At 73.2% G+C, this 13,830-nt stretch carries 11 protein-coding genes; 3 read left to right on the top strand and 8 right to left on the bottom strand.

Features of this window, described 5'->3' with window-relative positions; genetic code table 11:
- Position 1: 1 nt before the first annotated feature.
- Both C6361_RS32680 and C6361_RS32675 read right to left on the bottom strand, forming a co-directional pair.
- Positions 2–793 (bottom strand): ABC transporter permease, encoded by a 792-nt coding sequence (locus tag C6361_RS32680; protein ID WP_107262590.1) that lies wholly within the window; start codon positions 791–793, stop codon positions 2–4.
- 11 nt (positions 794–804) lie between these two features.
- Positions 805–1,830: an ABC transporter substrate-binding protein gene (locus C6361_RS32675; protein WP_107270088.1), complete on the bottom strand. Its 1,026-nt coding sequence runs from the start codon at positions 1,828–1,830 to the stop codon at positions 805–807.
- Positions 1,831–2,176: 346 nt separating this feature from the next.
- On the opposite strand from C6361_RS32675, the gene C6361_RS32670 reads away from it, so the two are divergent.
- The gene (locus C6361_RS32670) at positions 2,177–2,371 is read left to right on the top strand and encodes a winged helix-turn-helix domain-containing protein (protein ID WP_234359154.1); all 195 of its coding nucleotides are present in this window, start codon (positions 2,177–2,179) and stop codon (positions 2,369–2,371) included.
- Positions 2,372–2,479: 108 nt separating this feature from the next.
- Here C6361_RS32670 and C6361_RS32665 read toward each other — a convergent pair whose 3' ends face one another.
- From C6361_RS32665 to pdhA, 5 genes are all read right to left on the bottom strand, one after another.
- Positions 2,480–5,434, bottom strand: a complete 2,955-nt coding sequence (locus C6361_RS32665; RefSeq protein ID WP_107270087.1) for a hypothetical protein — start codon at positions 5,432–5,434, stop codon at positions 2,480–2,482.
- Between the two features lie 359 nt (positions 5,435–5,793).
- Positions 5,794–5,931 carry a hypothetical protein gene (locus C6361_RS37800; protein ID WP_199853142.1) on the bottom strand — a complete coding sequence of 46 codons (138 nt, stop codon included), beginning with the start codon at positions 5,929–5,931 and terminating at the stop codon, positions 5,794–5,796.
- 236 nt (positions 5,932–6,167) lie between these two features.
- Positions 6,168–7,643, bottom strand: a complete 1,476-nt coding sequence (locus C6361_RS32660) for a dihydrolipoamide acetyltransferase family protein (RefSeq protein ID WP_107270086.1) — start codon at positions 7,641–7,643, stop codon at positions 6,168–6,170.
- Between the two features lie 5 nt (positions 7,644–7,648).
- Entirely contained in the window at positions 7,649–8,638 is a 990-nt protein-coding gene (locus tag C6361_RS32655; protein WP_107270085.1) for an alpha-ketoacid dehydrogenase subunit beta, read from the bottom strand.
- Positions 8,638–9,819 carry a pyruvate dehydrogenase (acetyl-transferring) E1 component subunit alpha gene (pdhA, locus tag C6361_RS32650; protein ID WP_107262595.1) on the bottom strand — a complete coding sequence of 394 codons (1,182 nt, stop codon included), beginning with the start codon at positions 9,817–9,819 and terminating at the stop codon, positions 8,638–8,640. The genes C6361_RS32655 and pdhA overlap by 1 nt, the downstream gene beginning before the upstream one ends.
- A gap of 483 nt (positions 9,820–10,302) precedes the next feature.
- Between pdhA and C6361_RS37320 the strand changes: the two genes are divergently transcribed.
- Entirely contained in the window at positions 10,303–11,115 is an 813-nt protein-coding gene (locus tag C6361_RS37320; protein ID WP_159079593.1) for a hypothetical protein, read from the top strand.
- A 30-nt stretch (positions 11,116–11,145) separates the two neighbouring features.
- Here the strand turns inward: C6361_RS37320 and C6361_RS32640 are convergent, their stop codons facing one another.
- Positions 11,146–11,841 (bottom strand): NUDIX domain-containing protein, encoded by a 696-nt coding sequence (locus tag C6361_RS32640; RefSeq protein ID WP_107270083.1) that lies wholly within the window; start codon positions 11,839–11,841, stop codon positions 11,146–11,148.
- 390 nt (positions 11,842–12,231) lie between these two features.
- Between C6361_RS32640 and C6361_RS32635 the strand changes: the two genes are divergently transcribed.
- Complete coding sequence (locus C6361_RS32635) at positions 12,232–13,764, top strand: M28 family metallopeptidase (RefSeq protein WP_107270082.1); 1,533 nt, start codon at positions 12,232–12,234, stop codon at positions 13,762–13,764.
- Positions 13,765–13,830: the final 66 nt, after the last annotated feature.

Here is a 13,830-nt window from a genome sequence, read left to right as displayed (position 1 = left end):
GTCAGGCGGTGGTGTGCCGGATCCAGGGGGCGACTGCCCGCAGGGTGGCGGTGAGGGCGTAGAAGAGGTTGATGCTCATCGCCGCGAGTACGACGATCGCCGCCCAGGCCAGCGCCGCGTTGGTGCCGGCGTTCTGGACGACGACGCCGAGCCCCTCGGTCGCCCCGAAGAGTTCGGCGACGGTCGCGCCGATGAGTGCCAGTGGTAGCGCGATCCGGAGACCGCCGAAGATGTGCGGGAGTGCGGCCGGCACCCGGAACTTCACGAAGGTGGTCCAGCGCGAGGCGTTCAGGGACCTGGCCAGCTCCACGAACTCCGCGGCGGTGGCGGTGAGCCCGGTACTGGTGGCCAGGGCGATGGGGAAGAAACACATCAGCCAGACCAGCACCACCTTCGGTCCCGCCCCGAAACCGCCGATCGTGATGAGCAGCGGAGCGAAGACCGGCTTCGGTGTGCTGCTGATGGTCAACAGCATCGGGTAGAGGGCCCGTTCGAGCCGGCGTGAGGCCGCGAGGACGGTACCGAGCAGCACGGCGGAGGCGATCGCGAGGGCGAATCCCGCCATCGCCTCGCCGAGCGTGACGGCCGCGTTCCGCAGCAGGTAACCCGGCTCGTCCCGGATCGCCGCGGCCACCGCCGGCGGCCCCGGCACGACGTACGGCGCGACGTCCAGGACGACGACCGCCGCCCACCAGGCGGCGACGAACCCGGCGACGCCCACCAGCGGCGTTCCGACGGTGGAGAGCGCGGAACGCCAGCGGGGCGGATGCGCGGAGCCTGCGCGGCGTGGCATGCCGACGGGGCCTACCCGACCAGGTCGGGCGCGATGATGTCGCCCGGGGTGAGCCCCACGGGGATCGTCCCGGCGGCCTGGAGAATCGCGATGTTCTTGGCCATCCGCGCCTCGTTGAAGTGGCCGAGCGGGCCGTCCGAGATGCCCTCGACGTACGCCCGCAGCGCCTTCACCTCGGCGACCGCCGCCGCGGGCGGCTGTCCCTGCGTCTCCTTCTCGGCGGCGTAGATCTGACCGGCCTCCTCGGGATGGCTGATCGCGTACTCCAGCCCGCGCAGCAGCGCCCGGTTGAACCGACGGACCAGATCCGGCTTGTTCCGGGCGGTTTCCGTGGTGACGCCGATGGCGGAACCGTGCAGGTCGCCGATGTAGTCCGTGAAGGGCAGGGTGACCAGATCCTGCTTCGCCACCGTCCGGACCGATTCCACCGCCGGGACGAACTGGCTGATCGCGTCGACCCTCTTCTGGGCGAGCATCGCCGCGTGCTGGGTCGCGATCGGGTTGCTCACCCACTTGACCTTGGAGGAGTCGAAGCCGGCGAGCCGGGCATAGGTGCTGAAGAGGAGGTAGTTGATCCCGCCGGGCAGGTAGGAGAGCGTCCTGCCGGCCAGGTCACGCGGCGTGGCGATGCCACTCGACTTGAGCGCGACGAAGCACGCCAGGTTCCGCTGGTGCAGTACGGACGTCAGCCTGAAGTCCTTGATCCCGCCGTTCCGGGTGAACTCGATCATCGCGCCGTTCACGTCCACCGTGGCGAAGGTGGCCTGACCACCGGCCAGGGTCTGCAGGTTGCTCGTGGTGCCCTTGCCCGACAGGACCTGCACCTCCAGCCCGACCTCGCTGAACCAGCCCTTGGACCGGGCCACGAAGATCGGGGCCTCCCGGCCCTGGAAGCCCGCCCCGCTCAGGATCGAGACCTTCTCCACCTCCGGTTGGGCGCTGGCGCTGCCCTCGCCGTCGTCGCAGGCCGTCATCGCCGCGGTGGCGGTAACCGCCGCACCGGCCAGCAGGCGGCGGCGTGTCAGTACGAGCGTCATCTGAGCTCCTCACACTTGTAAAGCTTGGTAAGCCAAGTTGGTGGTCGGGATCCTCCGGCCGAGGGGCGCCCCGCTGCGGCTGGGGCACGGTGCGATGCGGGCCATGGTCAGGGGGTTGTCGTCCCGCGACGAAAGGAGCGGTGCGGACGGACTCGGAGGAGCCGCCCGCCGTGGAGATCACCCGACCTGCCCAGCCAACTTAGATTGCCAGGTAGGACAAGTCAACGTCGATGCGTGGGCTTGCTTGTGTTGCCAGGTCACTCATGGTCCGATCTTGGTTGACTACCCAGGGGGACCTCAGATGCCTGCACCTGCCTCGCCGGCCGAGCCGGTGTACCGCCGCGTCATGCGGGACGTGGAAGCCAAGATCGCGAGTGGCGAGCTTGGGCCGGGCGACCAGTTACCGTCGATCAGCCAGCTCAGCGAGCAGTACCGGTGCTCGGCGCCGACCATCAAGCAGGCGCTGGCGCGGCTACAGGAGCGGGGTGTGCTCCAGGGGCATCAGGGCCGGGGCGTGTACGTCACGCCCGCCCCCGACTGACACGCGCGCGCAGGCCCGACCCCACCCACCCCGGAACGGCACGAGACGACCAGCGCCCCGCCTCGGGTTCCCGGGGCGGGGCGCTGGGTCGGTTCGGCCGGCCGGCTGCTATCCGCCGGCCGGAGCCGCCGCCGGTTGCAGGCAGAGCACTTCCTTGCGATCCGGTACGACGATCGTCTGCGGGGTGTCCGCCGGGCACTCGTTCTTGTCGGTCACCTTCGAGGCGACCTTGAAGACGCCCTGTTCGGCGCAGTCCGCGATCACCGGGGTGCCGCCGGAGTCCTTGACGCAGGCGCCCACCGCCGGGTTGAACGGCGGTGCCGCGTCCTCGCCGCCGATCTTGCCAAGCAGCCAGAGCGTGCCGAGCGGGATCGCCAGCAGCAGTACCGCCGCGACCAGGACCAGGAAGAGCACCTTGCCGTTGCGTACCTGTGGCGTCGGCGGCTCGGTCTTGCTCTCCGACTCCGCCGACTCCGGCTTGAACGAGTCGAACCGTCCGGGTGCACCGTCGTCGGAGCCGCCCCAGCCCGGGCCGGCGGACGCCGGTGAGCCGTACTGCGGCGGGCCGCCGGGCGGTGCCCCGTACGTCCCCGGTCCCGCCCCGGGCGCCCCGTACGTCGTCGGTCCCGCCCCCGCCGGGCCGGGCCGGGCGAATCCGGGCCCGTCTCCGTCCGGCGGCGGGCCGAAGCCCGGCCCTCCGGGCGGTGGCCCGAAGTCGGGCGGTCCGGGTGGGCCGCCGAACCGGTCGGTGCCGGGCGGGGCGGACGCGCCGAACTGGCCGGGACCGGCCTGGCCAGCGCCACCCGGGCCGGGGCCGCCGAAACGGTCCCCGTCGAAGGGTGCGGGTCCGCCGAACTGGCCGCCGGACGGTCCGGAGCCGAACCTGTCCGGCTCGCCCTGTCCGGGGCCGCCGAACTGGCCGCCACCGGCAGGTCCGGGCCCGAACCGGTCCGGCTCGCCCTGCCCGGGACCGCCGAACCGGTCCCCGTCGAACGGGGCGGGTCCGCCGAAGCGGTGCTGTTCGGCCTGTCCGGGCCTGCCGAAACCATCCGGTTCCGCCTGTCCGGGCCTGCCGAAACCGTCCGGTTCGGCCTGTCCGGGGCCGCCGAAGCGGTCTCCGTCGAACGGTGCCGGCCCGTTCGGACCGGGCCCGTCCACGCCGACCCCGCCCGGGCCCTGACCGGGCATGCCGCCGGGTCCGATCAGGTCGGCGAAGGGCGAGGCGTTGGCCGGGCGGTTCGGCGTGTCGGACTGCGGCGTCCGGGCGCCGGGAACGGCCACCCGGGTCGCCGGAGGCTCGTCGGAAAAGGCGTCACCGTGCTCGCCCGGCCCCGGCTGGGCCGGTGGCGCACCGTAGACCGTCGGCCCGGCCCGGCGCGCCTCCGCGCCGCCCGGCCGGTCGCCGTCCCAACCGGCCGGGCCGGCCGGCGATCCTGGCTGGGCGTCGTCCCAGCCGCCCGGTCCGCTCGCCGGACCCGGCTGCTGGTCGGGTTCGTCCGCGCCGGCCGGGCGGCCGTACACCCTGGGCTTCGGCGCGGGTACCGACGCTGCGGCGGCGAGGTCGGCCGGCGGGAGTACCCGGCTCGCCGCCGGTACGGCGGCACTTCCGGCGACGGCGCGACCGGCGGCCCGCTCGGGTGCGCCCGCCGACTCCGACGTCCCCGGCACGCCGGGTACGGAGACCCGGCCGGCGACCGCCGAATCGGTCGGCACCCTCGGCTGCGGTACGACCGGCGCGGCCCCGGGGGTCGGTGCCGGCGACTGCGGTGCCGCCTCGGAGACCCCGGGCGCCCAGCCGCCCTGTTCCCGGGCCGGCGAGCCGTACTCGCCGGCCGGCTGGCGGTTGGGGGCCGGCGGATAGTCGGCCGGTGGTGCCGCCGCCAGGCTGGCCCCGGGGATCCGGGTCTCCTGCGGCGGCAGCGGTACGGCGTTGCCGGGCGAGATCCCCGGCGCCGGACCCGGCTGGTACGCCGGCCCGTCCGACTCACGCCGCTCGAACTCGGGTCCGCGCCGCTCGAAGTCCGGTCCGCGCCCGTCGAACTCGGGTCCGCGCCGCTCGAAGTCCGGCTCGCGCCGCTCGAAATCGGGTTCCCGGCGGTCGAACTCCGGCCGGGCCGGCTCGAACGGGCCGGGCCTGCCGTCGCCGGGTCCCGCCGACCAGGTCGGCGCCTGAGGTGCCCAGGCGGACGCCTGCGGTGCACCGCCGTGCGGCGGCTCCGGCTCGCCCGGGTGGTTGCGGTCGGCGGGGCGCTGCGGATAGTCGCTCGGCGGCCCACCGGCGTCCGGCCGGGACCCGGCGTCCGGGCGAGAGCCGGAATCCGGGCGGGACGCCGCGCCCCAGGCCTCGGAGGCCGGCCACGGCTCACCCTCCGGGATGGCCGGGCGGTTGACCGGCGGATAGCTCGGCGGCTCGGCGGGCTGGGCGGGGCTGCCCGCCGCCGACGGGTACGCCGGGCTGCCCGGTGCCGCCGACGGGTAGCCCGGGGCGCCGTACTGCTGGCCGGGGTAGCCGGGGGCGCCGCCGGGCGACGGGTCGGGGTAGCCGGGCGGTCCGCCGGGCTGGTCGGGGTAGCCCTGCGGGCCGGCGGACGCGCCGGACCCGGGCGGATATCCCGGGGGGCCGCTCGACGGCTCGGCGGGCTGGCCGGCACCGGTCCAGCGCGGTGGGCCGGACTGGTTGGGCGGGCTCCCCCACTCCGGCGGGAAGCCCGACCCCTCCGAGGGCGCCGACGGTGCGCCGGCGGCCTCCGGCGGCGGGCCCCACGGGCCGTCCGGCCGGGAGCCGGCCGGGCCCGGGTCCTCGCCCGGAGCTGCCCAGCCGGCCGGGCCGGGGTGCCCGGGGGGCGCACCGGGTGATTCGTTCCAGGCCACCGGCGCGCTGGCCCGGCCCGCCGACGGCGGCGGGGCCCAGCCGAGATCGGCCGGTGGCGTACCAACGGAACCCTGCGGCGGGAACCGGTCGTCGTGGTGTGGTGCGGGGTTGCCGTACGGGGCTGGGCCTGCGGCGCCCGGCGCAGCCTCGTCCGGCCACCGGCCGGGGTGCTGCGGATCCTCGGACGTCATGCGCGCGCCTCCTCCATCACATGTCGGCCGCGCCGGTCTCGCGCGCCGGTCGCCAGCCAGGTTGCCGACGACTCCGGCGCGACACCGGGCTGGGCAAGCTCCCCGCACGGTAGCCGGTACGAACCGGCACCGCTCGGGCAGCGCGGGTCGCCGGGCCCGGTCGTCCAGGGCGAGCCGAACCGACATCTGTTCGGCGTACGTCCTACCGGCCGGTCGGGCGACGACCGAGCCTCACCGTACCGGGCGGTGTAGTGGCGGCGGTACTCCGGTGGCGTGCGGGTGGAAACACCGACGGCCCGCCCGGAGCGCTCCGGACGGGCCGTCGGTGTGGTGCGGAGGAGGTGAGGAGTCTGTCGAGGTCAGCCGTAGTAACGCTGCGCGGCGATCAGGATCTCGTCACGGGCAGCCGGCGAACTGGTCGCCCGCAGTGCCCGCTCGATGGCCCGCGCCCGACGCGCGCTGTCCCGGCGGTTACGAATTCGGTTGAGCATGCTCATGGTGTTGCGCCCCCTGGCTATTCGGTTGTCTCCGCGTCTGATGTGTCCATTGAACCTCGCGGGGGACGCTCCTGCCACCGATTATTAGGTGAGCTGGACCACCAGCCTAAGAATCTAAGGTCTGGCGGTCATCTGCACGATGATTCTTCGTAACCATATGGATACGGCCGGTGTGCCCGGAGGTAACCCGGGACACACCGGCCGCTTCCTGCCAGGTGTTCGTGCCGTGCCGAAGGTCAGGTCCAGCCGAGCAGCGCCGCCTCCGGGTCGGCCAGAAAGTCGCCGACGTCACGCAGGAACCTCGAACCCAACTCGCCGTCGATGATCCGGTGGTCGAAGGAGAGCCCGAGGGTGGTGACCTGCCGCACTCTGATCTTGCCCTTGTGCACCCAGGGCATCTCCCGGACCGCGCCGAAGGCCAGGATCGCCGATTCGCCGGGCGGCAGGATCGGGGTACCGGTGTCGACCCCGAAGACGCCGACGTTGGTGATGGTCAGCGTGCCGCCGGTCATGTCCGCCGGAGCCGTCTTCCCCGCCTTGGCGGTCTGCACCAGTGCCGTCATCGCGTCCGCCAGCTCCCGCAGGGTGAGCCGGCCGGCGTCCTTGATGTTCGGCACGATCAGGCCGCGCTCGGTCGCCGCCGCGATGCCGAGGTTGACGTACTCCTTGACGACGATCTCCTCGCCGGCCCAGGTCGAGTTGACCATCGGGTGCCGCCGGACCGCCAGCAGCACGGCCTTGGCGACCAGCAGCAGCGGGGAGACCCGGACGTCCTGCCACTCCCGGCGCTTGCGCAGCCGGTCGAGCGCCTTCATCGAGCGGGTCACGTCGACCGTCAGGAACTCGGTGACGTGCGGCGCGCTGAACGCCGACGCGACCATGTTCTGCGCGGTCAGCTTCCGCACGCCCTTGACCGGAATCCGCTGCTCCCGGTCCGGCCCGAAGGCCGGCGCCGTCGCGGCACCGGTCGTCGGCGCCGGCTCGGCCGCCGTCGTCGCGCCCGCCGCCGCCAGGTGTACGTCGTCCCGGGTGATCGAGCCGAGCGGTCCCGAGCCGGTCAGGGTACGCAGGTCGACCCCGAGATCCTTGGCGAGCTTGCGCACCGGCGGCTTCGCCAGCACCAGTCCACCCGCTCCGGCGGCGGTCCCGCCGGTCCGGGGTGCCGGGGTGGCGGCCGCCGGACGCACCGGCTCGGGCGCTGTCGGGCGTACCGGCTCGCGAGCCGGGGCCGCGACCGGAGCCGGCGCCGAGGCCGTCACCGCGACACCGTTCGGGGCCGGTACCCCGGCACCCTTGCGCGGCCGGCGCTTCGCGGCGCCGGTGCGCGGACCGTACCCGACCAGCACCGCCGTCCGGCCACCCGGAGCGGGCCCGCCGATCAGCCCGGGCTCGACGGCGCCCTCGGCGGGCGCGATCTCGACGGCGGCCAGCGACGCCGCCGACGGCTCCGGCAGGTCACCGGCGCCCGGGTCGGTGTCCACCGCGAAGATCGGCGAGCCGACGTCGACCACCGTGCCCTCGTCGTGGAAGATCGCGGTGATCTTCCCGGCCCACTTCGCCGGGATCTCGACCGCCGCCTTCGCCGTCTCGACCTCGACCACCGGCTGGTTCAACTCGACGGTGTCACCGACCGCGACCAGCCACTTGAGGATCTCGCCCTCGGTCAGCCCCTCGCCGAGATCCGGCAGGGGGAACTCCCGCACCCGCGACATCCCGCTCACCACCCGAAGGTGCGGTCGACGCCGTCGAGCACCCGGTCGAGGTTGGGCAGGTAGTCCTCCTCCAGCCGGGCGGCCGGATAGGGCGTGTCGAAGCCGGTCACCCGGAGCACCGGGGCCTCCAGGGAGTAGAAGCACTCCTCGGTGATCCGGGCCGCGATCTCGGAACCGAGCCCGAGGTTGCCGGGTGCCTCGTGCACCACCACGCACCGCCCGGTGCGCTTCACCGACTCGTAGACCGGGCCGAGGTCCAGCGGGGAGAGGGTGCGCAGGTCGATGACCTCCAGGTCCCGGCCGTCCTCCTCGGCGGCGCTGGCCGCCTCCATCGCGGTACGCACCATCGGCCCGTACGCCAGCAGCGTGGCGTCCCGGCCCGGCCGGACCACCCGGGCGGCGTGCAGCGGGTACGCGTCACCGAGCGGGGCGTCCAGGTCCACCTGGCCCTTCTCGTGGTAGCGCCGCTTCGGCTCCAGGAAGACGATCGGATCGTCGGAGGCGACCGCCTGCTGGATCATCGTGTACGCGTCCTGCGGCGACGAGCAGGCCACCACCTTGAGCCCGGCGGTGTGCGCGAAGTACGCCTCCGGGGACTCCGAGTGGTGCTCGACCGCGCCGATGCCGCCGCCGAACGGGATCCGGATGACCATCGGCACCCGTACCTTGCCCTGCGAGCGGTAGTGCATCTTGGCCACCTGCGACACGATCTGGTCGTACGCCGGGTAGACGAAGCCGTCGAACTGGATCTCGCAGATCGGCCGGTACCCCCGGATGGAGAGCCCGACCGCGGTGCCGATGATGCCGGACTCGGCGAGCGGGGTGTCGATCACCCGGTTCTCGCCGAAGTCCTTCTGCAGGCCGTCGGTGATCCGGAAGACGCCGCCGAGCTTGCCGACGTCCTCGCCCATGATCACGACCTTGGGGTCGTGCTCCAGTGCGCGGCGCAGGCCGCGGTTGATCGCCTTGCCCAGGGTGAGGGTCTCGGTGGCCATCAGTGCACGCTCCCCTCGAACGAGTCCAGGTAACGGGCGGTGAACTCGCGCTGCGCGTCCACCTCGGGCGAGCCGTTCGGGAAGACGTTGTCGAAGAGGGTCAGTGGCTCGGGGTCGGGCATCTCCAGCACCCGCTCCCGCAGCCGCAGCGCCTCCTGCTTGGCCTGCTCCTCCACCTCGGCCAGGAACGCGTCGTCCGCGATGCCCTGCCTGGTGAGGAACGCCTTGACCCGTGCGATCGGGTCCTTGGCCTGCCAGGCCTCGACCTCGCTGGCGATCCGGTAGCGGGTCGGGTCGTCCGTGGTGGTGTGCGCGCCCATCCGGTAGGTGTACGCCTCGATCAGGGTGGGGCCCTGACCGTGACGCGCGTTGTCCAGCGCCGCCCGGGTCACCGCGTAGGTGGCCAGTACGTCGTTGCCGTCCACCCGTACGCCCGGGAAGCCGAAGCCGGCGGCCCGCTGGTAGAGCGGGATCCGGGTCTGCCGCTCCAGGGGCTCGGAGATCGCGTACTGGTTGTTCTGGCAGAAGAAGACGACCGGGGCGTTGAAGACGGCCGACCAGATGAAGGCCTCGTTCACGTCGCCCTGCGCGGAGGCGCCGTCACCGAAGTAGGCGATCACCGCCTCGCCGTCGTCGGTGCCGGTCCGGCCGTCCATGTTCACGCCCATGGCGTAGCCGGTGGCGTGCAGGGTCTGCGCCCCGATGACGATCGTGTACATGTTGAACTTGAACTCGTTCGGGTCCCAGCCGCCCAGGTCGACGCCGCGGAACAGGCCCAGCGGCATGATCGGGTCGATGCCCCGGCAGTAGAGCACGCCGTGCTCCCGATAGGTCGGGAAGGCCATGTCCTGCGGCCGCAGTGCCCGGCCCGAGCCGACCTGCGCCGCCTCCTGGCCGAGCAGGCTGGCCCAGATGCCCAGCTCGCCCTGCCGCTGCAACGCGGTCGCCTCGGCGTCCAGCCGGCGGACCAGCACCAGGTCCCGGTAGAGGCCGCGGTATTCCTCGTCGGTGAAGTCGACGCTGTATTCCGTGCCGTCCGACCAGGTCACCTTGTCGATCCGGTCGCCCTCGGGCGTGAGTAGTTGCACCAGGTCAGTGCCTGGGGATTTCCCACCAGACCGTGCGGACCGGGGTGTGGCTCGCCTGCCGCGGGCCGTGCCCGCGGGATCGCCCTTCGCCATCCCTATCTCCCTGTCGTTCGTGCGTCGGCACCGGGGGTGTCCCGACCGCGCAGCTCGTGCGCCCGTCCGGCTGGTGCCGGACCGGGGGTGGCTGCCGCGCCTTTCCCCGGTAGGGGTAGCCGCGCGGCGTGGACCAGATTCTGGCCGAGCCTGGTCCACCGAGCGCCGGCACCACGTCCTGCCTGCCGCGGGGTGCGCGAAGGTCGCGGCCGCGTTGCCGTCGGCTCCATATTCGCAGAGCAGGTCGGTATCGCTACAGGTCGGCCTCCGTCGGATCCGGGTCGCCGCCGGCTTCGCACCACATCAACCGATTTGATCGGGTACGCAGGTCGAGTCGATCGAAACTCAACCGCTGACACGCTGTGTGACGCTGGCCAACAGAGGGTTACTCCGCCACTGTAGGTAGCGGCGGCGTCACGGTCGCCGCGACCCGTCCCACCCGGCCGCCGCCTGGCCCGCGCCGCCGACGACGAGGAGTTTTCCGTGCCCAACCACGGTTACGAGCCACCGGCTCCCATGCTGCTGGCCCGGCACCGCCGGTCCGGTGGCGCGCACGTCGGATATCGGAGGGTGACCGGAGTGCACCGGGCGGAGGGGCTCGCCGGCCCGGCCCGCCGGTACCTGTTCACCGTCGCGCTGCTGGCCGGAACCTCCTCGCTGCCGATCATGGCGGCGATCGGCAGCGGCTCGGCGACGGTCTCCGACGGGATGCGCCCGGCCGACGCCACCCCGTTCGTCCCGCCCCCGGTCGGCGCGCCGCCGGAGGTGGTGCCCCGGCAACCGGGCGTGCCGCCGGTGGTGGAGCCCGGACCGGCCGGTACCGGCGCCAGGTCCGAACGGACCGGCTGGCTGCCGCTCCTCGTCCCGCCCGGCGCCGTGCCCGACCGGCCCGGCCCGTCCGGAACCGAACCCGGGCGGTTGCCGCCGCCGGTCGACCCGCCGGGCGCGAACGAGCCGGGGGTACCGGTGCCACCGACCGCCGGGCCGCCGACCCAGTCGCCCGCGCCCACCCCGCCGCCGGAGACGTCACCCTCGCCGTCGCCGGACGCACCGACCGGGTCGCCGTCCGCACCGAGCTCGTCGCCCGCGCCGCCGTCCGGCACCGCCGCACCGGCACCGACCGAGCCCGGCGGCTCGCCGACGCCGACCGAGCCCGCGGCCACGCCCGGCCCGACGGCCTCGGCCGGGCCGCCCTCCGCCCCGGTACCGACCCTGCCGCCGGCCACCGCCGCGCCGACCCCGGCGCCGACCCCCGTGCCGGTACCCGGCAGCCCGCCCGCCGGGACGGCCTCCTGAGCCCGGTCCCGGCAGTGCCCGGTGTGCCGCTCAGTGCCCGGTGACCGGCGGGCGGAGCATCGGCGGGTGCAGCAGTTCGGCCGGGCCGCGCCGGAAGAGCTGGGCCGGCCGTCCCCGGTCGCCCTCGGTGACCCGGCCGGCCGGCTCGACGAAACCGGGGGTACTGGTGACCTTGCGGTGGAAGTTGCGCGGGTCCAACCGGCTGTTCCAGACGGTCTCGTAGACCGTACGTAGCCGGGCGATGGTGAACTCCGGTGGGCAGAACGCGGTGGCCAGCGGGGTGTACTCGAGTTTGGCCCGGGCCCGTTCGAGCCCGTCGGCCAGGATGACGTCGTGGTCGAAGGCGAGTCGGGCGTCGGCGACCCGGGACACCGGGAGCCAGTCCGCAGCCGCCGCGTCCGTACCGGCCACCGGCGTCGGCAGGTCCGGCAGCAGCGCCAGGTACGCCACCGTGACCACCCGGCCCCGGGGGTCCCGTTTCGGCGACCCGTACGTGCCGAGCTGTTCGAGGTGGCCGATCGGCTCGGGGATCCCGGTCTCCTCGGTCAGTTCCCGGGCGGCGGCGTCCGGCAGGTCCTCGTCGAACCCGACGAACCCGCCGGGCAGCGCCCAGCGGTCCTGGTACGGCGGTATGCCCCGGCGTACCAGCAGGATGCAGAGCTCGTCCGCCCGCACGGTGAGGACCACCAGGTCGACGGTCACGGCGAACGGCGGGTACTCGGCCATCTGAATTATCACCACCTTGACGAGAAGCTACCACAGTGGTTATCGTCAGTAGGACGAAAAAGGATTCGGTCCCGCCTCACCGGCCGGACCGAACTACCGGGACGAGGTCGTCGACCGGCAACGACGGCCTTCGGCGGCGCCGGCCTCCGGGCCGGCGCCGTCGCCCCGATCGGCTGGCGGGGGGCCAGCCCGGTCACCGGTGGTGCCGGCGGGCCCGGCCTGCTCTCCCAGGTCGCGGCCTGCCGGCCATCGATGGCCGATCATGCGCACCCGTGCCGCCTACCGGCCGGTAAGCACACTCGTGTGGACTATTCACCGGTCAGTGACGTCTGGCTATGCTGACCTCCCTCGATAAGACCGGTAACCCCGGTGACCCGACAGGGAGGCAGCGTGGGTCGCACCAGCAAACGGTGGAGCCGTGGCCTACTGGCCACCACGCTCGTGACAGCACTCGCGGTGGCGGCGGCACCAGCGCCGGCACAGGCCAGCTCCGGCCTGGGGAGCCTCGGCTCCTGGGTGCTGCGCAAGGCGGTCACCGCCAAGGGCGTACAGAAGCATCTCAAGGAACTACAAAAGATCGCGGACCGGAACAACGGCAACCGCGCCTCGGGTGCACCCGGATACGACAGGTCGGTCGACTACGCGGAGAAGGTGTTCCGGAACGCCGGATACCGGGTCACCCGGCAGGCGTTCGACTTCCAGACCTTCCTGATCGACACTCCGTCCGAACTGGAACGGGTCTCGGCGCCGGCCGGCGACCTGCCACACAGGATCATGAGCTACTCGGGCAGCGCCGACGTGACCGCCCCGGCCAGCGTGCCGACCGGCGACTCCCAGGGCTGCAACCCCGGCGACTTCGGCCCGGCGAACGTCGGCACCATCGTCGTGATCAGCCGGGGCACCTGCCCGTTCGGACAGAAGGCCAGTACGGCGGCGGCGGCCGGCGCTGCGGCGGTGGTCATCTACAACAACATCCCGGGTGACCTCTCCGGGACCCTCGGCAACGGGTACACCCTGGACTTCGCCGCCCTCGGCGTCTCGCAGGCACTCGGCCAGGAACTGGTCGGCCAGGTCGCGGGCGGGCTCACCCTGCGGGTCTTCACCGACACCTTCCGGGGACAGGCCACCACCGAGAACATCTTCGCCGAGTCGCGCTGGGGCGACCCGGGCAACGTGGTGATGGCCGGCGCCCACCTCGACTCCGTACCGGAGGGTCCGGGCATCAACGACAACGGCAGCGGCAGTGCCGCGCTGCTGGAGATCGCCGAGCAGATGCGCTGGTTCCCGACGAAGAACAAGGTCCGGTTCGCGCTCTGGGGCGCCGAGGAGGCCAACCTGGTCGGCTCGACGTACTACATCGCCAACCTGCCGCAGGCGGAGCGGGACCGGATCGCGCTCTACCTGAACTTCGACATGGTCGGCTCGCCGAACTACGTCCGGTTCGTCTACGACGGCGACAACTCGGCCTTCCCGCCCGGCACCGGGTCGGCGGCCGGACCGCCCGGCTCCGGAGCGATCGAGAAGCTCTTCCACGACTACTTCCGGTCGCAGCGACTGGCCTCGGCCGAGACGCCGTTCTCCGGACGCAGTGACTACGGACCGTTCATCGCGGCCGGGGTGGACATCCCGTCCGGCGGCCTCTTCACCGGGGCCGAACTGGTCAAGACGGCCGAGGAGGCCCGGGTCTACGGCGGTACCGCCGGTGCCGCATACGACCCGTGCTACCACCAGGCCTGCGACGACATCGACAACATCAGCCTGAAGGCGATCGACGAGATGTCCGACGCGATCGCGCACGCACTCATCACGTACGCCTACGACACCCGCAGCCTCGGCACCCCGCCGACCGGCCCGGCCAGCGGCACCACCGCGCCGGCCGGTGGCGGTGGCGGCCTGCACGACGACCACGAGGTCGCGAGCTGATCTGACCGGTACGCGGACGACGGGGCGGCGCACTCGCGCCGCCCCGTCGCCGTTACGTGAAAACGT

Origin of the sequence: Plantactinospora sp. BC1 (assembly GCF_003030345.1) — a bacterium.
GTDB lineage: Bacteria > Actinomycetota > Actinomycetes > Mycobacteriales > Micromonosporaceae > Plantactinospora.
This window is presented reverse-complemented; position numbering and strand designations above follow the sequence as displayed.